Raw genomic sequence first — 21,834 nt, 5'->3', positions numbered from 1 at the left:
TTCAAGTAGAACAAAAACGGGTAAATTCATCGAAAAAAAGAAAATATTTCATTATTTTTGCACTTCATTTTTAATAAGATAGCAAACCGTTAATTATGTGGATTACCAACTGTGGACTACTAAATACGGATTGCCAACTGAATACTTAAAAACCATGTTCAATAATTTAAGCGATAAATTAGATAAAGCCTTACACGTATTAAAAGGTCACGGAAGCATAACCGAAGTAAACGTAGCCGAAACTTTAAAAGAAGTTCGTCGTGCGCTTTTGGATGCCGATGTTAATTTTAAAATAGCCAAAGATTTTACCAACCGTGTAAAAGAAAAAGCGCTAGGGCAAAACGTTTTAACCACTCTGCAACCAGGGCAATTAATGGTTAAAATTGTAAAAGATGAGCTTACCGAATTAATGGGTGGCGATGTAGAAGGTATTAATTTATCTGGTACGCCAAGTATTATATTAATGTCGGGTTTACAGGGTTCTGGTAAAACTACCTTTTCTGGTAAACTTGCAAATTATTTAAAAAATAAAAAAACTAAAAAACCTTTATTGGTTGCTTGTGATGTTTATCGTCCGGCAGCAATAGATCAGTTACATGTTGTTGGTGATCAAATTGGTGTTGAGGTTTTTAGTGATAGAGGGAATACCGATCCAGTAGCTATTTCGCAAGCAGGTATTGCTTATGCAAAAGCGAATGGGTTTAACGTTGTTATTATTGATACTGCTGGCCGTTTAGCTGTAGATGAGGTGATGATGACCGAAATATCGAACATTCATAAAGCCATCCAACCACAAGAAACTTTGTTTGTTGTAGATTCTATGACAGGGCAAGATGCTGTTAATACGGCGAAATCTTTTAACGATGTATTGAATTTTGATGGTGTTATCCTTACTAAATTAGATGGTGATACTCGAGGTGGTGCAGCTATTTCTATTAAATCGGTAGTAAACAAACCAATTAAGTTTATTGGTACTGGAGAGAAAATGGAAGCCATTGATGTGTTCTATCCATCACGTATGGCCGATCGTATTTTAGGTATGGGAGATGTGGTGTCGTTAGTAGAACGTGCACAAGAACAATTTGATGAGGTTGAGGCAAGAAAACTTCAAAAGAAAATTGCTAAAAATCAGTTTGGTTTCGACGATTTCTTAAAGCAAATTCAACAGATTAAGAAAATGGGAAACATGAAAGACCTTATGGGTATGATTCCTGGTGCTGGTAAAATGCTTAAAGATGTAGATATAGATGATGATGCTTTTAAAGGTATCGAAGCTATTATTCATTCTATGACACCTGGTGAAAGAACAAATCCTTCGACTATTAATGCAAGTAGAAAAGTAAGAATAGGTAAAGGTTCCGGTACATCGGTACAACAAGTAAATCAACTTTTAAAGCAATTTAACCAAATGAGCAAAATGATGAAAATGATGCAAGGCGGTGGCGGCAAAAAGATGATGCAGATGATGCAGAATTTGAAATAAGCTTGCAGTTAGTATACTAAAAACATTAAGTAATTATAAATTTAAAATAAACTTATAGCCTTAACATTTTTACGAAACAATATTCGGGAACTTGTGGTGAAAACAGATAAAAGATGACAATTTTAGACGGAAAAAAAGTAAGTAATGATATTAAAGATGAAATCGCCGAGTATGTAACTGCTATGGTTTCTAAGGGTGAAAAAGTGCCGCACTTAGCCGCTGTTTTAGTAGGAAGTGATGGTGCGAGTATGACTTACGTGAATGCAAAAGTAAAAGCTTGCGAGCGTATTGGATTTAATTCTACTTTAATCGATTTACCAGATTATACTACCGAAGAAGAATTACTTGAAAAAATTCATCAATTAAATACCGATAACGATATTGATGGTTTTATTGTGCAATTACCATTGCCAAAACATATCGATGAGCAAAAGGTTTTAATGGCTGTAAATCCAGATAAAGATGTGGATGGTTTCCATCCAACAAATGTAGGTAAAATGGCTTTGGATTTGCCAACATTCTTACCAGCAACACCTTATGGTATTATGGAGTTGTTAGAGCGTTATCAAATTGAAACGTCTGGTAAAAATGTGGTCGTTTTGGGACGTAGCCATATTGTTGGTCGTCCGATGAGTATTTTAATGAGTCAGAAAAGAAAAGCAGGTGATGCAACAGTAACCGTTGTTCATAGTCGTTCTAAAAACTTAAAAGAAATTACACTAAAGGCAGATATTGTTGTTGCGGCCATTGGTATCTCTGAGTTTTTGACAGGAGATATGGTTAAAGAAGATGTTGTAATTATCGATGTTGGAATTACACGTGTTCCAGATGCTACAAAAAAAGCAGGCTATAGATTAGCAGGAGATGTAGAGTTTGAAAGTGTTAGCAAAAAAGCAAGTTATATTACTCCTGTTCCTGGTGGAGTTGGACCAATGACGATTGCCATGTTACTTAAAAACACATTATTGGCTCGAGAAAGAAATATACAATAGACGCTTAATAATTAATTTAATAGTTAAAATATAAAAATTATGCTGGATGCATTAATATTAAGGTATTTAACAAAAAAGGGAGTTATAGCGTATTTCGCAGGGCAAATTATATTATTTGGTCTTTTAGCTTTTTATATTTTTGGAATAGAAGATAACTCGATGGAGCAAGGAGAAACGCCTTTTTTTATAGGGATGGTTATTATCGCTCTAGTTTGGGCTGGTGTATGTTTGTTACTTTGGAAAAAGCCAAAGGAAAATAAGAATTTAGAAGCTACGGAAACTGAAAGTTAGAGCATAGAAATAAGAAAAAGTAAAAAAGCCCCAAATTTAAATTTGAGGCTTTTTTTTATGCTTTTCGTTTTTTATTGTCTTCATAAGTTTTTGTGGAATCTTCCAAAAGCTTATTTAAATCAATAAATTCATCCTTGCTTAACTCACGATATTCACCAAGAGGCATATCGAGTTTAATATTCATAATTCGAACACGTTTTAAAGTCTCTACCTCGTAGTTTAGGTAATCGCACATACGACGAATTTGGCGATTTAAACCCTGTGTTAAAATAATTTTGAATGTGTATGTATTAATTTTTTGAATTTCACATTTCTTTGTGGTTTTGTTTAACTCTGCTAAAGGAATTCCACCAGCCATGCGCTCAAGAAACGTTTGCGAGATTGGCTTATCTACAGTTACCAAATATTCTTTTTCGTGATTGTTACTGGCACGCAAAATCTTGTTTACAATATCTCCATCGTCAGTTAATAGAATTAAACCTTCACTAGGTTTATCAAGCCTTCCAATTGGGAAAATACGTTTTGGGTAATTTATAAAATCAATGATGTTGTCTTTTTCCACGGAAGTGTCCGTAGTACAAACAATACCAACAGGTTTATTAAAAGCTAAATAAACAAACGATGTTTTTGTGTTTGTAATTTCTTTGCCATCGACACAAACTACATCATTAGGCGCTATTTTTGTTCCCATTTCAGGGATGCTTCCATTGATTGTTACTCTTCCGGCATCTATTAGTTTGTCGGCTTCTCTACGCGAGCAATATCCAACTTCACTTAAAAATTTATTAATACGTTTTAATTGTACTTCCATGTTGCAAAAATACGTTAATTAAGTGTTTAAAAAGTCTAAAATATGAGTGTAAACTAATTCCGATTTTAATCCATGGCCAAAACCTTTAGTAGAAAGAAACTCAGCATTTGTATAGTTCTGTTTAAATTTTAGTCCATCCTTGTAAGGGATAATCCTATCTTTTTTGTCATGAACGATAAGTCCTTTAGCTTTAAAATTAGTGGTGAATTTAGCGGCGTCGAAATATTCTGGTAAGTGATTAAAACGCGCTAATACATATTTCCCCATAGCTTTGGAAATACGATTATTATACCCCATCATGTCTATATATCTAGAAAAAACACCGGTAAAATCGGCGGGAGCTCCCAAAAGAACAAGTTTTTTTACCTGTGTTAATGGAAAATTGTAATTACCAAAAGCTGTTGCCATGCCGCCTACAGAATGCCCAATGATTGCAGAGGTGTTAAATTTTTTTGCGACAGCATGTATGCATTCTGAATAAATTAAAGCATTAAAAAGTTTTCCGCTAGAGCTTCCGTGTGCTGGTGCATCTAGGGCGATTACGTTATAGTCTTCTGCTTTTAAAAGTTCAATTAAATCCTTCCATCTATATGTATTGCTTTCCCAACCATGTGCTAATAAAACAGTGTCTTTTTTACCAGACCATTGGTATGTTTTAATAGTAATACCGTTACAGATAACTTCGTCTTGCTTGGCTTCTTTTAAGTAGTTTGCTTGTTTCTCGTTTGTTTTTCCTTTTTTAGGAGAAGAAAACAAAGTCATTGATAAATGAGCAGCGTATTTTGGAGACAATATTCCAACGCTATTTATACCGAAACCAACAATTTTAGGGATATATTTTTTCATGATTAATTTAATCTTCTCTGTTTACTAAATCTATTGAAAAGGCAGGGGTGCAAATGGCAATGTATTCGCAAACCTCGGTAAATGGATTAGAGTATTGAACACGGGTATTTCGTTCAATTTTAATAGATTGTCCAGCTTCTAGAATAATAGCTTCGTTGTCGATAATAAATTGTTTTTTACCACTAATAATAAAGGTGAATTCGTCGAATTCTGGAGTTTGAAACGGTTCACTCCAGCCTGCAGGAGCTTTCATATGTGCAATACTAATGTCTTTATTGCCATCGGTAGTATTTCCAAAATGTTCTTTAATCACTTTGCCGTCGGTAGTTGGTACAACAAAGGGGTTGTTTTGAATGGTGTATTTTTTTTTAGACATAATTTTAATTTTGCTTTTGTCTTATGTTATTTTACTTCAATTTATCTCCTTAAAAAATTGTAATTTTGTAGTCTATGAATAAGCAAATTGAACTGCAAGATTTAGGCTATAAAGATTACAAAGAAACTTGGGATTACCAAGAGGCTTTGTTTAAGGAAGTTGTTGATGCAAAAATAAAGAATAGGAGAGAGGAAACCGCTCTAAAAACCAAAAACTATTTTTTGTTTGTTACGCATCCGCATGTATATACTTTGGGTAAAAGTGGTCACATGTCGAATTTACTTTTAAATGAAACACAGCTTGCTGAAAAAGGAGCAACGTTTTATAAAATAAATCGAGGTGGTGATATTACGTATCATGGGCCAGGACAAATTGTGGGTTATCCTATTTTAGATTTAGAAAATTTCTTTACAGACATTCATAAGTATTTACGTTTTTTAGAGGAAGTAATTATTTTAACCTTGGAAGAATATGGTTTAAAAGCAGAAAGGAGCCCAGGAGAAACAGGAGTTTGGCTTGGTGTAGGGACGCCTTTTGCTCGAAAAATTTGCGCTATGGGTGTGCGTGCAAGTCGTTGGGTTACTATGCATGGTTTTGCGCTTAATGTAAATGCTAATTTAGGATATTTTGATAATATTATTCCCTGCGGAATACGTGGCAAAGCAGTAACATCGCTTAATGTAGAATTGGCGCAGAAAACGGTTGATGAAGCAGAGGTTAAAGAAAAGTTGTTAAAACATTTTGCAACGCTTTTTGAAGCCGAATTTTCATAGGTTTTAAGACATTCAGAAAAATATAGTATTTTCAGTTTTAAAAAGAACATTAAATTTGATATCACCAGCATCCATAGATTTAGTCTTTGAAACCGCCCGTGTAGAGGAGGTTATCGGCGATTTTGTAAACTTAAAAAAAGCAGGAAGTAACTTTAAGGGATTAAGCCCTTTTAGTGATGAGCGTTCGCCAAGCTTTGTAGTGTCTCCAGTAAAGCAGATTTGGAAAGATTTTTCTACAGGAAAAGGTGGTACGGCTGTTTCTTTTTTAATGGAACACGAGCATTTTACGTATCCAGAAGCTATAAAATATCTAGCTAAAAAGTACAATATTGAAATAGAAGAAACCGAACAATCTAACGAACAAAAAGAACAGGCTAACGAGCGTGAAAGTTTGTATTTAGTTAGTGAATTCGCAAATACCTACTTTCAGAAAATTCTTCATAAAACCGATCAGGGAAAATCTATTGGTTTAAGTTATTTTAAACAGCGTGGTTTTACAGAGGAAACTATAAAAAAATTCGATTTAGGTTATTCTTTAAACGAATGGCAGGGTTTTACAGATGAAGCTTTAAAGCAAGGTTATAATATTGATTACCTTGCTAAAACAGGGCTTACTATTGTTAAACAGGACAAGCGTTTCGATCGTTTTAAAGGTCGTGTTTTGTTTCCTATAAAGAGTATGAGTGGCCGTGTTTTAGGTTTTGGTGGACGTATTTTAGTGCTTGATAAAAAGGCGGCTAAATATATGAACTCGCCAGAAAGTGATATTTACCACAAAAGTAAAGTTTTGTACGGTATTTATCATGCGAAACAAAGTATTGCCAAAGAAGATAATTGCTATTTGGTAGAAGGTTATACCGATGTTATTCAGTTTCATCAAAGAGGAATTACAAATGTTGTAGCGTCTTCTGGTACTGCATTAACACCAGATCAAATTAGATTAATAAACAGGCTTACAAAAAATATCACCGTACTTTTTGATGGTGATGCAGCGGGTATGCGTGCATCATTGCGTGGTATCGATTTAATTCTGGAACAAGGCATGAACGTTAAGGTTTGTACTTTTCCAGAAGGAGAAGATCCTGATAGTTTCGCGAAACAAAACTCTTTAGAGGAGGTTACAACTTATTTATCGGAAAACGCTAAAGATTTTATTCAATTTAAAGCTTCTATTTTATTTGAAGAATCTAAAAATGATCCTATTAAAAAAGCGGAAACTGTTAGAGATATTGTAAATAGTATTGCTAAAATTCCTGATAATATAAAAAAAGAGATATACATTCAGGAATGTGCGCGCATCATGGATATTAGTGAAGAAGTTCTGTTTAGTACTCTGGCGCAAATTAATAGTCAAACAGCATCAAAACAAGATTCTAGGCAAGCTCCTAGGCAAAGCTTTAATCAGGATCCTAATATGGACCCTAATCAAGATCCTAGAGAAGGGCCTCCAGATAATTATCCTTTTGAAGTTGTTAAGAGTAAAGATGAGCCTGTAAAAAAAGTAGATGTTCAATATCTTTTAGAACGAAAAATTATAGAAGTTTTATTACTTTATGGGAATGAAGTGGAGGAGTTTGAAGATTTAGTTTTAAAAGAAAATGAAAAGGGCGATTTAGATTTAGAGCCAGTAATTCATAAGGCAAAAGTGTTTGAGAAAGTGTTTTTAGATTTGCAGGATGATGAAATGCAGTTTACAAATGCGCATTTTAAAGACTTGTATTATACTATAATCGATAGATTAAATCAAGACACAAAGTTTGAGTTAAGAACTTTTATTAATTCGGTTAGCACCGATATGTCTAGTGAAATTACGACTATTTTAATGGACGACGAGCGTTATGCGTTAGATAACTGGAATAGAATGAATATTTTTCCGAAGGAGAAAAAAACGAGTATAGCTCAGTTGGTAAGTGAAACTATATTGAATTTACGCTGTTTTTTAATCGATCAGAAAGTTAAGGAATTTCAGAAGGAAACGATGGAAAACAAAAAAGACTCGAATAGAAACATACTTGAAGAAGTAAGAGATTATTCGGGTCTTAAAATGTTGTTATCTCGTAAGTTAAACCGTGTACTATAAGTGTTCGGCTAATTTTGCTTGATTAACTAAATCAATCAAGTTCGTTACTTTAAGTTTGCGCATTAAGCGTGCTTTGTAAGTACTAACTGTTTTTTCGTTAATGTCTAACTCTTTAGAGATTTCTTTGTTTTTTCTACCAATAGTTAAAAGCTTTAAAACTTCTGCTTCTCTAGTAGATAATTTTTTGTAGAACGTTCCAGAACCTTTATTTACTCTGTTTCCAAACGCTAGTTGTTGCGTTAAATCGTTACTTAAATAAATACCGCCATCATGTACTTTTAAAATAGCTTCGTTTATTGTAATAACATTTACAGATTTGTGAATAAATCCAGAAGCACCTGCTTTAATAGCGTTTATTGCATAAACTTCTTCGGGTTCACCGCTAAAAATAACGGTTTTAATGTCAGGGAAATCATTTTTTAAATAACGTAAAAGTGTTAATCCATTTAGCTTAGGAAAATCAGCTTCAGTTAAAATGATGTCTACTTCGTTTTTTCTGATGAAATCTAAGATGTCATTTCCATCTTGTAAACTTCCAACAATTTCGATGTTTGATGAGGCGGAAAAAAGCACCTCTAATCCTTTCCTAGTAATAGGATGGTTGTCTGCTATTAATAATTTTATCATAATTTTCCGAGCTTTCTTTGTTGAGGGTTGAGAGAATATACTACTTGAAAGAAAAAAGCTCGGGGCTAAAGTATGAGTTTTTTAGGTATTTTGCAAAAATTACATCAAATTATCAGGAATATCACATATTGGGATTGGAATCATCTTGTGTTTGTTACTAGAATTGTATCTTTTATAAATATTAAATACATCACGTTCACGATCAGAAAAATCGGATTCTGTCTTGCCCTTTTCATCCATCGTCATAGCCCATTCTAACTCGGGATATGAGGCGCCAATTTGATCTTCGTCGCTTCTTGTGTCTCCAAATAAGCCATCGCTAGGAGCGGCCTTCATAATGGATTCTGGAACCTCTAAAAATTCACCTAATTTATAAACTTCCGATTTTAATAAATCTGCAATCGGACTCAAATCTACACCACCATCTCCGTATTTTGTGTAAAATCCAACTCCAAAATCTTCAACTTTATTACCTGTTCCGGCAACCAAAAGTTTGTAAAGACCAGCATAATAATATAAGGTTGTCATTCTTAAACGCGCTCTAGTATTCGCTAATGCCATGTCTACGGTTGCTTGGTCGCTATCAAAGAACACTTCCGTTTTAAAAGCTTCAAAAACAGGTGTTAAATCTGTTCTAGTATCGCTCACATTATCAAAACGTTTAGAAAGTTGTGCAATGTGTTCGTTTGCCCGTGTTACATGGCTTGCTGCTTGATGTATTGGCATTTCAATACATAAAACGTTTAATCCTGTTTTCGCACATAATGTAGATGCTACAGCAGAATCAATTCCGCCAGAAACACCTATCACAAAACCGTTAACTCCGGCTTTTGTTGCATAATCTTTTAACCAATTTACAATGTAATCTACTACTTTTTCTGTTTGCATTTTAGAAGAGTTTTGATATAAGAATACTACCTTTGTCAACAAAAATAGCGTAATCACTCAATTAATAAAAATTTAAAGCGTTTAACTTTTACTATGAAACAGCTGTCATTAATTATTCTTATTACAATTTGTTTTTTTTCTTGTAAAAAGAAAAGTGATGCAGATCTTGCTTTGGAAAACAATAAGATAGATATTTCTATTGAGCGGTTTGATAGGTTTTTTGCAAAAACTAATTTACAAGAATTGCCTAAATTAAAGAAAGCTTATCCGTTTATGTTTCCAAAAGCGATTAGGGATTCTGTATGGATTGATAAAGTGAACGATACGCTGCAACAAGAATTAAGTGCAGAGGTTGATAAAGTGTTTGCGGATTACTCCAATACTGAAGATGAAATAGAATCGTTACTAAGTTATATTCAATATTATTTCCCAACATTTAAAACGCCAAGAGTTATAACGACAACGAGTAATGTAGATTATAGAAATAGGGTGATTGTTACCGATACGATTGTTTTGGTCGCTCTAGACTCTTATCTCGGGGAGGATCATTATTTTTATCAAGGTATTCCGAAATATATTTCTGAGCATTTAAATAAAGAGCAAATTGTTGTAGATCTCGCCGAAGAATATGCTGAGAAATATATTTTTCAACCTGAAAGAAAAACACTTTTAGATGAAATGATTTATTTTGGAAAAGCTCTATATTTTAAGGATAAAGTTATTCCTTTTAAGTTAGAAAACGAAAGAATAAGCTATTCTCAAGAACAGTTAAATTGGGTTCAGCAAAATGAAAGTTCGGTTTGGCAATACTTTGTAGAGCGTGAATTATTATTTAGCACAAACTCTAAATTGCCCAACCGATTTATAAATCCAGCTCCTTTTTCTAAATTTTATTTGGAGGGTATAGATGGAGAGTCGCCAGGTAAAATAGGGCAATACATAGGTTGGCAAATTGTGAAAGCTTATATGGAGCATAACGACACATCATTAAACGATATGTTAATTATGAATGCTGAAGATATTTTTAATAAATCAAAATTTAAACCAAGAAAAAATAATGGCTAATATTAAATCGAAAATCGAATTAAATATAGAGTTAGATGAAAATCGCGTTCCCGAAAAAATTAATTGGACAGCCAAAGATGGTGGGATATCAAATGCAGAGGCTAAAGCCATGATGCTTGCTGTTTGGGATTCTAAAACTCAAGAAAGTTTACGTATAGATTTGTGGACTAAAGATATGCCTGTAGACGAAATGAAAGTGTTTTTTCATCAAACACTTGTTGCTATGAGTAGCACTTTTAACCGTGCAACACAGGATGAAAAAATGACGGCAACCATGAAAGATTTTTGTGATTATTTTGCCGAAAAATTAGAGATTAAAAAGTAGGTAATTTGTATTCCTTTGTTTTTGATGATTGAAAATTTAAAAAAAAATAATCGTTTTTGTTATAAATATCAACTTTTAGCTTAAATTGTTACGTTCAAAACTTGTGATTTTTCAATAAGTGATTCTCGTTTTTTAAAAAAATAGAATTTCTGAAATTTAAAATTCACAATTATTTCAACAGAAAAATATATGAAAGAAGTAAAAATAGAGTCCACATTATACGTTTATGATAATTTAAGTGAACTTCCTGAAAATGTTATAACGTTAATGGAAAAAGCCGTTGAAGCTCGCGAAAAGGCTTATGCACCATATTCTAAATTCCATGTGGGAACTGCGCTGCTTTTAGATAATAACGAAATAATTACAGGGAGCAATCAAGAAAACGCTTCTTATCCATCTGGGTTGTGTGCAGAGCGCACGGCCATTTATTATGCAGGATCTCAATATCCAGATGCTAAAGTTGTGCGTATGGCTATAACAGCGGGTTCTAAGCTTAAAACTACTATAGCGCCTATCCCTCCATGTGGAGCTTGCCGACAAGCAATTGCCGAATATGAGGTAAAACAAGACAGTCCAATCGAGATCTATTTTATGGGAGAAACAGGTAAAGTAGCTAAATCTAATTCTCTAGCTAATTTATTGCCTTTAGGCTTTGATAAAACCTCCTTGTAAATTTTCTAAAAAATCAGTAATCTTTAAAAAATATTTAAAGATTATTTAAAACGCTTCTAAAATTAAGTTTTTTTAATATTTTTTTCACTTTAAGCACGTTGAGTTTTTGCAATTACTTTCAATGTGTTACTTTTGTCCTTCGTGACAATACTAACATTAATTCTAGTCGATGCAAAAAATCACAAAAGAGGTTTACCTCAAATGGTACGAAGACATGTTATTCTGGAGAAAGTTTGAAGACAAACTAGCTGCCGTTTACATTCAACAAAAAGTAAGAGGATTTCTTCACTTATATAATGGTCAAGAAGCTGTTTTAGCGGGTGCTTTGCACGCTATGGATTTGACTAAAGATAAAATGATAACTGCTTACAGAAATCACGTTCAACCAATTGGTATGGGAGTAGATCCTAAGCGTGTTATGGCAGAATTGTATGGAAAAGTAACAGGAACATCTCATGGTATGGGAGGTTCTATGCATATTTTTTCTAAAGAATTTCGTTTTTACGGTGGTCACGGTATTGTTGGTGGTCAAATTCCTTTAGGAGCAGGTATTGCATTTGGTGATAAGTATCACGGTAGTGATGCTGTAACTTTATGCTGTTTTGGTGATGGAGCTGCAAGACAAGGTTCTCTTCATGAGGCATTCAATTTAGCAATGCTTTGGAAATTACCAGTAGTATTTGTTTGTGAAAACAACGGATATGCAATGGGAACTTCTGTAGAAAGAACTGCAAACCATACCGATATTTGGAAATTAGGTTTAGGTTATGATATGCCTTGCGGACCTGTTGATGGAATGAACCCGATAAAAGTTGCTGAAGCTTTTGATGAAGCCATTCAAAGAGGACGTCGTGGTGATGGACCAACTTTCTTAGAGTTGAAAACTTACCGTTATAGAGGGCATTCAATGAGTGATGCTCAACATTACAGAACTAAAGACGAAGTTAAAGAATACAAGAAAATCGATCCAATTACACAAGTGAAAGATGTTATTCTTGAAAATAAATATGCTTCGGAAGACGATATTAAAGTAATTGATAAGCGTGTTAAAGATCGTGTTGCAGAATGTGAAAAATTTGCAGACGAGTCTCCATACCCAGAAAAGCAACAACTTTATGATATGGTTTACGAACAAGAAGATTATCCATTTATACAACACAAAATATAAGCTATGGCAATAGTAGTAAATATGCCTCGTTTAAGCGATACCATGGAAGAAGGTACCGTTGCAGCTTGGTTGAAAAAAGTAGGAGATAAAATTGAAGAAGGCGATATTTTAGCCGAAATTGAAACTGATAAAGCCACTATGGAGTTTGAGTCTTTCAATGAAGGGACTTTGCTTTATATTGGTATTCAAGAAGGTGAAACTACTAAGGTAGATGAGCTTTTAGCTATTATTGGTGAAGAAGGTGAAGATATTTCTGCACTTATAAGTGGAGGTGGTAACGCTTCCGCGGAAGCGACTGAAGAAAAAACAGAAGAGGCTCCTGCAGCAGTAGAGGTAGCTCCTGAAGCAACAAGTGCTGCAGCAGAATTACCAGAAGGTGTAATTGTTGTAACCATGCCACGTTTAAGTGATACCATGGAAGAAGGTACTGTTGCAACTTGGTTGAAAAAAGTTGGTGATAAGGTTGATGAAGGCGATATTTTAGCTGAAATTGAAACGGATAAAGCAACTATGGAATTTGAATCATTCCAATCTGGTACTTTATTATATATAGGATTACAAGAAGGCGATTCTGCAAAGGTAGATGAGCTTTTAGCTATAATAGGCCCTGCCGGAACAGATGTTTCTGGTGTTGCCTCTAGTTTTAGTACAGCTGCACCAGTAGCAGAAGCTCCAAAGGCTGAAGCTAAAAAAGAAGCTCCAAAAAGTGCGCCTGCACCAGCAGCTCCTTCTAAACCAAAAACAAGTGCACCTGCTCCAACGCCAGTAACGGCAGACGGACGTGTACATGTATCTCCATTAGCAAAAAAGTTAGCGGAAGATAAAGGTATTAACTTAACAAGAATTCAAGGTTCTGGTGAAAACGGACGTATTGTAAAACGAGATATTGAAAATTACGAGCCAGCAGCATCTGCGGCATCCGCTGGTAAATTTGTAGCATCTGGTCAAGAAGATTTCGATGATATAGATAATTCTCAAATGCGTAAAGCAATTGCGAAGGCGTTAACAAATTCTAAGTTTTCTGCACCACATTATTATTTAAGTGTGGAGTTCGATATGGAAAATGCGATGTCTTTCCGTACGCAGTTTAACTCAATTCCAGATACTAAAATATCATATAACGATATTGTTGTTAAAGCTTGTGCTTTAGCGTTAAAGCAACATCCACAAGTAAACTCTCAGTGGTTTGCCGATAAAATGAGATTAAACAATCATGTACATATTGGTGTTGCAGTAGCTGTTCCAGATGGTTTAGTTGTGCCAGTTGTTAAGTTTGCTAATGAGCAAACGTTACCACAAATTGGTGGTGCAGTTCGTGAGCTTGCAGGTAAAGCTAAAAATAAAAAATTAACTCCAGATGAAATGCAGGGTAGCACATTTACTGTGTCTAACTTAGGTATGTTTGGTATCGATACATTTACATCGATTATCAATCAACCAAATTCCGCTATTCTTTCTGTTGGAAATATTGTTGAAAAACCAGTCGTTAAAAACGGACAAATTGTTGTTGGTAATACGATGAAGTTATCATTAGCATGCGATCACAGAACGGTTGACGGTGCTACAGGTGCATTATTCCTTCAAACTTTAAAAGGATATATTGAAAACCCGGTAACTATGTTAGTGTAACCAGATTTTTCAAAATCTAAATATTAAAGACCTGTTTCATATTATTGAAGCAGGTTTTTTTTATCTTTAATTTTTAAAATAAAATATGAAAAATATATTTAGGCTTAGTTTAGTACTGTTTGTTTTTAACTGTGCTGCTCAAAATAAAATAGAAGAAAAATCGATTATAGCAAGTTTAGAGTATTTAGCTTCCGACGCATTAGAAGGTAGGAATACAGGAAGTGAAGGTATCGAGAAAGCTGCTGTTTTTATAGAGAATTTTTTTAAAGAAAACAATGTAAAACCTTATTTTGAAACCTATAGAGATACTTTTAATGTAAAGGAAGTTGTAGGGTATAATGTGGTTGGCTATATAGAAGGAAACGATCCGGAATTAAAAAATGAATTTGTAATTCTAGGAGCACATTATGATCATATTGGTACAGCAAAAGAAGTGAATGGCGATGTTATTGCAAACGGAGCTAACGATGATGCTTCGGGGACGGTAGCCGTTATGGAATGGGCAAAATATTTTGCTGAAACTAAAAACAATAAGCGTAGTGTTTTGTTTACTTTATATGCTGCCGAAGAAATGGGTTTAAAAGGATCTGGACATTTAGCAAAGCGTTTAAAAGATGAAAACTTAAATGTTTATACCATGATTAATTTTGAAATGATTGGTGTGCCAAGAGCAGGTGGTGAAACTATGGCTTACGTTACAGGTTACAAAGAATCGAATATGGCCGAAAAGTTAAATGGTTATGCTAATTCTGAAATTGTTGGATTTTTACCAAAAGCTAAAGAGATTAGATTATTTATGCGTTCGGATAACTATCCATTCTACAATGCATTTAATGTTCCGGCGCAAGCCATTTCAACTTTCGACTTTACAAATTTCGATTATTACCATCATGTGGATGACGAAACCGAAAATATGAATTTTGAACACATGGCTAATTTTATAAATAAAATGATTCCGGCTTTAGAAGGAATGATAAATGCTCCAACTAAAGAAATAAAATTGAATAATGAGTAAAAATATAATTATAACAGGAACAAGTAGAGGCATTGGTTTCGAGTTGGTTCAACTATACGCAAAAGCTGGACATCATGTATTGGCGCTTTCGCGGAATGAAAAGCCTATCCTGAATTTAAACTTAGAAAACGTAACGTGTTTTTCGTTCGATTTAAATGATGAAAAGGCTTATGAAAAAGTTGAAAATTTTATTTCTGAAAATTGGAAACAAGTAGATGTTTTAATCAATAACGCTGGCGCTTTGCTAAACAAGCCGTTTGCCGAAATAACAATGGCAGATTTTGAAGCTGTTTATAAAACAAATGTTTTTGGTGTAGCCGAAATAACTCGTAAAACACTTCCTTTTATGAAAGCTAATAGCCATGTAGTTACTATTAGTTCTATGGGCGGTGTTCAGGGCAGCATGAAATTTCCAGGTTTAGCGGCTTATAGTTCAAGTAAAGCGGCCGTAATTACGCTTACCGAATTATTAGCAGAAGAATATAAAGAATCTGGTATTGCTTTCAATGTTCTAGCTTTAGGAGCTGTACAAACCGAAATGTTGGAAGAAGCTTTCCCTGGTTATCAAGCACCAACTACAGCTCTAGAAATGGCACAATATATTTTCGATTTTTCACTTAACGGAAATAAATATTATAACGGTAAAATGTTACAAGTTTCTAATTCTACGCCTTAATACAAATATTTCTGCAGTGGTAAGTTATTCAGTATATTTTATGATAAATTGTGGTTTATGTTAATAATATATGTTGGATAAAAAGAACTTCTAAATATTCGAATACAAAGAAATATGATAGATGCGTTAAACTGTTAAGAGGCTTGATGCGAATAAATTAGGACGGAATGATGTTTTTCTAAGAGAAAAAACTAAAAATCCGATTATCCGTTTGATGAATTTTTAGATTATAAAAGTGAATTCTGGGGAGATTTTATGTTAAAATACTAACTGTTTCCAATAATTTTATAGATGAAATGCATAAAAAAAGGATATTATACATGAAATATTAACTTTTTCCTTCATTTTTTAGTTGTAAGTTTTTATTTTCCACACCTTTGCCCTTGCACAGTAAATAATACCTTGCATTGAATCTAATTTAACTATATTGAAAAAAGGCCTCTTTTTGACTCTTGCAGTTCTTATAACTTGTTTTGCAAAAGTACAAGCGCAATGCGATGAAGTAGTAACTTATAATGTTTGTGATATGACAATCATTGATAACGATGCTAACGGAACGCCCGATGGAATAATTAATTTGTACGATGTTTATAATAACGTCCCAGGTGTTGATGCTCCAATTTCATTAACCTCTGGTTCTTGGTTTGATCCTAATTATAATTTTTCTTTAGATGTGTCTACGGGGGATTTGTATTTATGGGATTTAAAAGATGCATCTGTTAATATAGATTCGTACCAATTTATGTTAATAGATACATCTAGTACTTGTCCTGATGGAATAAAACTTCGATTAAATATTGTTTTAGGCCCATTTGAAGGTAAGCCTTTACCTCCAGCAGGAGCTAACGATGCTAATATAACGATCTGTCAAGCAGTTTTAGCTGATTTCGATTTATTTCAGGTTTTCGAGTCTCAACCATCACCTCATAAAAATGGTGTATGGGAATTTGTGGGGAATGTAGGAGATTCTGATAATTTTGAAAGCCTAAGTCCTGAAGGTAAATTTAATGCAGAAATTCCTTATGAACCTTATGGAAGTTTAGTAGAATTTGATGTTTTCGAATTCACTTATACCGTTTCTGGAGTGTCACCATGTGCTTCGGAAAAAGTGTCTCGTTTTAAAGTTGAAGTTATTCGTGATGTAATTTCGGGCGAAGCTTCAGAATATGATATTTGTGAAGCCGATATATTATCTGGAATATGGGATGCTGATATTGATTTAACAAATGATGCTTTTTTAGAGGGAGAGGATGTTGAAGGTACTTGGAGTGCAATTTCCGATGCAGCAAATCAAATTGATAGTCCTGTTGATTCTACTATAAATATTAGAGAAATTTATGATAATTTAAAAAATAATAATTCTAATTTTGGTTGTCGAGAATTTAAATACAAGTATTCTGTAGAAGCTCGATCTTCGTTAACGGATTGCCCAAGTAAGGAGTCCGAAGTTGTGTTTAGAATTTACGAAACTATAAAACCTTTTTATCAAGAAGAACCTTTAGAGGTTTGTCTAGATGATAATCAACCTTCAAGTATAAATTTATATAATGAATTAACATTTACAACAGAAAATGGGGTGTTGTATAATTACCTTCCAAATTTGAGTTGTAATACTTGGAGTTTTGTTTCTGGACCTTCGGATATTAGAAGGGATGTCGATTCTGGAATTATAGATTTTGCATCACTCACACAAGCCAATGCTGGCACCTATATATTTAGGTATTTAGTTTCAGGTTTATGTAATACTTGTGGAGTTAGTGGAACTTCTCCATGCGATCCCAAGTTTACAAACGTTACTGTTGTTTTATTACCTAATAATTATGCTGGTGAAGATACGGTTGGTTTAGAGTTTTGTGAAAACGACGCGTTAATAGCAAATCCTTTAAATCTGTTTTCTCTTTTAACAACAAATAGTATTGACGATCCCATATATCAAGGTTCATTAGGAACTTGGGTTAATAATATTTCGGGAGATCCTGTTGCTAACCCTACAGCTTATGTATTACCAGAAATTAAAGGTGATGAGCTTTTCGATTTTACATATTCTACTCTAACGGACAAAGGTTGTATAAACTCAGCTAATTTATCATTTACGGTTTATGAAGAATATTCGGCTGGAATAGATACATTATTAGATGTTTGCGATAATACAGACATTATCAATTTGTTTGATGAATTGGATGGTACACCAAATACAACAGGAACATGGACAGGTCCAAACGGATTTACAACAACAGACTATACTGCAGATTTTGATCCTAGATCATCAGATGCTGGGGTTTATACTTATACTGTTCCAGATAATACTACACCATCAGGAACAACCATGTGTACAGGAAGCCAAGCAACAATTATAGTAACTGTTTATAAAAGTCCAAGTGCAGGTGAAGATGGTGCTTTTAATGTATGCCGATCAGATTTAGAAATCGATTTGGCAGACTATTTAGATGATACAGCTACTAGTGCGGGAATTTTTACAGACTTAGATAATACAAGTTTTTTAACAGGAAGCTTGTTAGATGTTTCGCAATTAGTTGCTGGAGTTTATAATTTTAGCTACGAAATTCAAGGTCATGTTACATGTAGTTTGGTTATTTCATTTATAGAAATTACTATTCTTGAGGTAGATGTTGCAACAACTTCTAATCAAACATTTTGTGCGGTAGATGGAGCGACAGTAAATAGTTTAGAGGCAGATAATGGCTATGGTTTTAATTGGTATGATTCGGAAATAGCAACCACGCCATTACCAATGGGAACTATTTTAGTTAATGGAGAAGATTATTTCGTTACAGCGGTAGATGAGAACGATTGCGAGTCATCAAAAACAGTAATGATGGTTACTCTTTTACCTTTTGGAGATGAGAATTGTGAGAGTTGTATAAAAGACGGAATTTCGGTTAATGGAGATAATATAAATGATGAGTTCGATTTGTGTAATCTGTCAGATACATATCCTAATTTCGAATTAAACATTCATAATCGCTATGGAGTAACCGTTTATAAAGGTACAAAAGACACACCTCTCTTTGGGGGTGAGTCTAACGTATCGGCAACACTAGGAAAACAATTGTCATCAGGAGTGTATTTTTATGTTTTTGATCCAAAAGATGGGATAACTAAACCTTTTCAAGGTAATTTTTATTTAAGCAGATAAATTGATGAAAATAAAATTATATATACTATTTATAGTCTGTAACCTGTCTGTTTTTGCTCAGCAAGAACCACAGTATACACAATATATGTACAATATGAGTATGGTTAACCCTGCTTATATGATTAACGAACCAAGTCTTGTAGAAGTTGGTGCTTTGTATCGAACACAGTGGGTTGGCATTGATGGCGCACCTAAAACAGCAAATGTTTTTGCGAACATTCCTTTAAATGAAAAAATAGAATTAAGCATAAATTATTTAAATGATAATATTGGAGGAAATATAAATACAAGTGAAAATGTATTTAACATTGATGCGGCTTATAAGATTAATTTAAATAAAGAGTTGAATCTATCTTTTGGATTAAAAATGGGATTCGATCATTTAAACTTTAGTTCTATAGGAAGTAATGTCTCAACCGATCCTTCTTTTGGAAATACGAATAAAACAGTTCTTAATATTGGAGCTGGAGCATTTCTATTTCATAAAAATTATTATATTGGTTTATCTGCACCAAATCTAATTCCTGCGGATTTAAATATTAATGACGACGTTGTCTATGATAACAGTATTCATGGGTTTTTAATCGCGGGTTATATCTATGAGTTAAACGATTTGTTTAAAATAAAACCATCTACAGTCATGAAATTTGTTGGAGGTGCACCATTATCATTCGATGTTTCAGCAAATGTTTTGTACGATAATAAGTTTGAGTTAGGCGTATCTTACCGTTATCAAGATGCGATATCTGGACTGGCTGTTATCAATATAACCCCAGATTTACGTATCGGTTATGCTCACGATTTTAACACAAGTCAATTAAAAAGCTTTAACAACGGCAGTCATGAATTTGTTTTACTTTACAGGTTTGATGTGTTAGGTTTAAGTAAAAAATATTCATCTCCAAGATTCTATTAATATGATTAAGAAAATAACTTTAATTTTTGCAATCTGTTTTATGTCTCAGTTGGCCATAGGTCAAAAATCTAGAGGCGATCGTTTTTTCGAAAAAGGAGATTATATTAACGCAGCTAAATATTACGAAATTGCGTTAGAAAAAGAACGCCATAAAAAAGATTTAGAAAATCTTGCCGAGTGTTTTTATAACACGTTTCAGTATAGGTTGGCTTCTCGTAATTTAAAACAATTAGTCCAAGGTCGCTTTGGCGAAAAGGATAAAAATTATAACAATCAATATAATTTTAAACTTTATCAAATGCTTTCTGCTTTGGGTGATTATGAAGCTGCTTTGGAGTATTTAAAGCTGTATAAAGAAAATAATTCGGCATCCTTAGATATTGCGGAATCTATTGAAACGATTGAAACTTTTAAGTTGAAAAGCCCAGATTATAAAGTTGAAAAAGTTCAGTTTAATTCTGAAGCTTCAGAGTTTGGAGCTGTAAAATTTGGGGATAGCGTATATTTTACTTCAGATAGGGGTGTTAATCAATTATTCGGAAAAACTTATAAATGGACACATCAACCCTTTTTGGACCTTTATGTTACTGCTGTAGATGAAAAAAATGATACTATTGGCCAAGTAAAAGCATTGCCAAAAACTATTAATTCTAAATATCATGAAGGGAATTTTTGTTTTAGTAAAGATGGCAACACATTGTATATTTCAAAAAGCAATATAGTAGAAGGTAAACGCGAGTTTAACGAAGCCAAGACGAATAATATTCATCTTTATAAATCGATAAAGGAAAACGGTAAATGGTCTACTCCAGAGAAATTAGCGTTTAATAAAAATGGATTCTCCTATCAACATCCTGCTTTAAACCCCAAAGGGGATAAGCTATATTTTTCATCTAACATAGAGGGAGGTTGTGGTAGTTTCGATTTGTATTATGTTGCTTTAAATGAAGATGAAATTGGAGAACCTGTAAATTTAGGAACAACAATAAATACCGAAAATCGCGAGCATTTCCCTTTTATATCCGAAGAAGGACATTTGTTTTTTGCATCAAACGGCCATTTAGGTTTAGGGATGTTAGATAATTTTGTTTCAGAATTAGTTGATGGTTCATTTACAACTCCAACAAATTTAGGCGTGCCTATTAATTCTCAATATGACGATTTTAGTATTACGTATTATAATGAAAACGAAGGTTTCTTTGCTTCAAATAGAAACAAAAAAGACGATAATATTTTTCAGTTTAAACAATCTGGAGAAATTTTTATTCGTGAATACATTAATACATTCGAAATCCGAGATGCTGTTACAAAAGAATATATACCGAATGCAAAAGTTGTTTTAAATGATAGAAGAAAAGCTGAATTATATAGTAATATATTAGATGAGACTTCTTTTTTTAATATGAATCTCCTTGCTGATAATTATGAACTTAAAGCGGAAAGTGAAGGTTATTATCCAAAAGCCTTACAGGTTGAGGTTTTAGAAAAACAAGACCAGAAACACGTTTTGTATCTGAAACAGATTCCGCCACCACCGCCACTACCGATAGTAGTTATCGACCCGGTTGAAGCTATTATTGCTGAAAAGAAAATCGATAAGAAGTTAAAAGAAGAGGATCCAACTCGATTTGCTTTACTTACAGATGTTGATGGGCCACCTGTAGTAGAAAAAGAAGGGAAGTTGTATTTTCAGTTAGAGCCTATTTATTTCGATTTCGGTACGTGGAATATTAGAGCAGATTCTAAAAAAATATTAGATGCTTTGTCTGCTAAATTGGAACGTTATCCTAATATCTATTTAAAAATAAGTGCACATACCGATAGTAGAGGTACGGCGAAATACAATCAAATTTTATCGGAACGAAGAGCGGAATCCACAAGAAATTACATAGCTTTGGAAGGTTTTATAAATGCACGTCGATTATCGTTTAAAGGTTTTGGTGAATTAGTTCCCATTGTACCTTGCCCAATGTTAAATTGTACCGAAGAGGAACATCAATTAAATCGACGATCCGAATTTGAAATTATTAAATACTAGAGCGAA

The 21,834-nt window shown here is 33.6% G+C and carries 20 protein-coding genes; 15 read left to right on the top strand and 5 right to left on the bottom strand.

Going from position 1 to position 21,834, the window contains the following annotated elements:
- Positions 1 to 154: 154 nt before the first annotated feature.
- From ffh to GQR97_RS03290, 3 genes are all read left to right on the top strand, one after another.
- Positions 155 to 1,483, top strand: coding sequence for a signal recognition particle protein (gene ffh / locus GQR97_RS03300; protein ID WP_158851568.1), 1,329 nt, complete (start codon positions 155 to 157; stop codon positions 1,481 to 1,483).
- Positions 1,484 to 1,596: 113 nt separating this feature from the next.
- Positions 1,597 to 2,475, top strand: coding sequence for a bifunctional methylenetetrahydrofolate dehydrogenase/methenyltetrahydrofolate cyclohydrolase FolD (folD, locus tag GQR97_RS03295; protein WP_158845281.1), 879 nt, complete (start codon positions 1,597 to 1,599; stop codon positions 2,473 to 2,475).
- Positions 2,476 to 2,514: 39 nt separating this feature from the next.
- On the top strand, positions 2,515 to 2,766 hold the full coding sequence (locus GQR97_RS03290; RefSeq protein ID WP_158845279.1) for a hypothetical protein: 252 nt from the start codon (positions 2,515 to 2,517) through the stop codon (positions 2,764 to 2,766).
- Between the two features lie 55 nt (positions 2,767 to 2,821).
- Here the strand turns inward: GQR97_RS03290 and rluF are convergent, their stop codons facing one another.
- Genes rluF through GQR97_RS03275 form a run of 3 tightly spaced genes read right to left on the bottom strand, consistent with a single transcriptional unit; the run spans position 2,822 to position 4,799 of the window.
- Positions 2,822 to 3,577 (bottom strand): 23S rRNA pseudouridine(2604) synthase RluF, encoded by a 756-nt coding sequence (gene rluF / locus GQR97_RS03285; RefSeq protein WP_158845276.1) that lies wholly within the window; start codon positions 3,575 to 3,577, stop codon positions 2,822 to 2,824.
- Between the two features lie 18 nt (positions 3,578 to 3,595).
- The gene (locus GQR97_RS03280; protein WP_158845273.1) at positions 3,596 to 4,423 is read right to left on the bottom strand and encodes an alpha/beta fold hydrolase; all 828 of its coding nucleotides are present in this window, start codon (positions 4,421 to 4,423) and stop codon (positions 3,596 to 3,598) included.
- Between the two features lie 7 nt (positions 4,424 to 4,430).
- On the bottom strand, positions 4,431 to 4,799 hold the full coding sequence (locus GQR97_RS03275; protein ID WP_158845270.1) for a cupin domain-containing protein: 369 nt from the start codon (positions 4,797 to 4,799) through the stop codon (positions 4,431 to 4,433).
- 74 nt (positions 4,800 to 4,873) lie between these two features.
- On the opposite strand from GQR97_RS03275, the gene lipB reads away from it, so the two are divergent.
- Positions 4,874 to 5,572, top strand: coding sequence for a lipoyl(octanoyl) transferase LipB (lipB, locus tag GQR97_RS03270; protein ID WP_158845267.1), 699 nt, complete (start codon positions 4,874 to 4,876; stop codon positions 5,570 to 5,572).
- A 55-nt stretch (positions 5,573 to 5,627) separates the two neighbouring features.
- Positions 5,628 to 7,652, top strand: a complete 2,025-nt coding sequence (gene dnaG / locus GQR97_RS03265; RefSeq protein WP_158845264.1) for a DNA primase — start codon at positions 5,628 to 5,630, stop codon at positions 7,650 to 7,652.
- On the opposite strand, the gene GQR97_RS03260 is transcribed toward dnaG, so the two are convergent.
- Both GQR97_RS03260 and nadE read right to left on the bottom strand, forming a co-directional pair.
- Positions 7,647 to 8,279, bottom strand: coding sequence for a response regulator transcription factor (locus GQR97_RS03260; protein WP_158845262.1), 633 nt, complete (start codon positions 8,277 to 8,279; stop codon positions 7,647 to 7,649). The genes dnaG and GQR97_RS03260 overlap by 6 nt on opposite strands.
- 99 nt (positions 8,280 to 8,378) lie before the next feature.
- A complete protein-coding gene (gene nadE / locus GQR97_RS03255) occupies positions 8,379 to 9,167 on the bottom strand; it encodes an NAD(+) synthase (protein ID WP_158845259.1) in 789 nt (262 codons plus the stop codon).
- Between the two features lie 93 nt (positions 9,168 to 9,260).
- On the opposite strand from nadE, the gene gldB reads away from it, so the two are divergent.
- The 10 genes from gldB (at position 9,261) to GQR97_RS03205 (ending at position 21,828) form a co-directional block, all read left to right on the top strand.
- Positions 9,261 to 10,232, top strand: a complete 972-nt coding sequence (gene gldB / locus GQR97_RS03250) for a gliding motility lipoprotein GldB (protein WP_158845257.1) — start codon at positions 9,261 to 9,263, stop codon at positions 10,230 to 10,232.
- The gene (gldC, locus tag GQR97_RS03245; protein WP_158845254.1) at positions 10,225 to 10,557 is read left to right on the top strand and encodes a gliding motility protein GldC; all 333 of its coding nucleotides are present in this window, start codon (positions 10,225 to 10,227) and stop codon (positions 10,555 to 10,557) included. Before gldB ends, gldC begins: the two co-directional genes overlap by 8 nt.
- Positions 10,558 to 10,746: 189 nt before the next feature.
- Positions 10,747 to 11,229 (top strand): cytidine deaminase, encoded by a 483-nt coding sequence (cdd, locus tag GQR97_RS03240; protein ID WP_158845252.1) that lies wholly within the window; start codon positions 10,747 to 10,749, stop codon positions 11,227 to 11,229.
- A gap of 169 nt (positions 11,230 to 11,398) precedes the next feature.
- Positions 11,399 to 12,397, top strand: a complete 999-nt coding sequence (pdhA, locus tag GQR97_RS03235) for a pyruvate dehydrogenase (acetyl-transferring) E1 component subunit alpha (protein ID WP_158845249.1) — start codon at positions 11,399 to 11,401, stop codon at positions 12,395 to 12,397.
- Between the two features lie 3 nt (positions 12,398 to 12,400).
- Entirely contained in the window at positions 12,401 to 14,026 is a 1,626-nt protein-coding gene (locus GQR97_RS03230) for a pyruvate dehydrogenase complex dihydrolipoamide acetyltransferase (protein WP_158845246.1), read from the top strand.
- Positions 14,027 to 14,111: 85 nt separating this feature from the next.
- Positions 14,112 to 15,041 (top strand): M28 family metallopeptidase, encoded by a 930-nt coding sequence (locus GQR97_RS03225; RefSeq protein WP_158845243.1) that lies wholly within the window; start codon positions 14,112 to 14,114, stop codon positions 15,039 to 15,041.
- Positions 15,034 to 15,717, top strand: a complete 684-nt coding sequence (locus GQR97_RS03220) for an SDR family NAD(P)-dependent oxidoreductase (RefSeq protein ID WP_158845240.1) — start codon at positions 15,034 to 15,036, stop codon at positions 15,715 to 15,717. The genes GQR97_RS03225 and GQR97_RS03220 overlap by 8 nt, the downstream gene beginning before the upstream one ends.
- Before the next feature lie 526 nt (positions 15,718 to 16,243).
- Positions 16,244 to 18,874, top strand: a complete 2,631-nt coding sequence (locus tag GQR97_RS03215; RefSeq protein WP_158845237.1) for a gliding motility-associated C-terminal domain-containing protein — start codon at positions 16,244 to 16,246, stop codon at positions 18,872 to 18,874.
- A 4-nt stretch (positions 18,875 to 18,878) separates the two neighbouring features.
- On the top strand, positions 18,879 to 19,790 hold the full coding sequence (locus tag GQR97_RS03210; protein WP_158845234.1) for a type IX secretion system membrane protein PorP/SprF: 912 nt from the start codon (positions 18,879 to 18,881) through the stop codon (positions 19,788 to 19,790).
- 1 nt (position 19,791) lies between these two features.
- Entirely contained in the window at positions 19,792 to 21,828 is a 2,037-nt protein-coding gene (locus GQR97_RS03205) for an OmpA family protein (protein WP_158845231.1), read from the top strand.
- Positions 21,829 to 21,834: the final 6 nt, after the last annotated feature.

Origin of the sequence: Algibacter sp. L1A34 (assembly GCF_009796805.1) — a bacterium.
Lineage (GTDB): Bacteria > Bacteroidota > Bacteroidia > Flavobacteriales > Flavobacteriaceae > Algibacter.
Note: the sequence above shows the minus strand (reverse complement) of the source record. Positions and strands in the feature narration are given on the sequence as shown.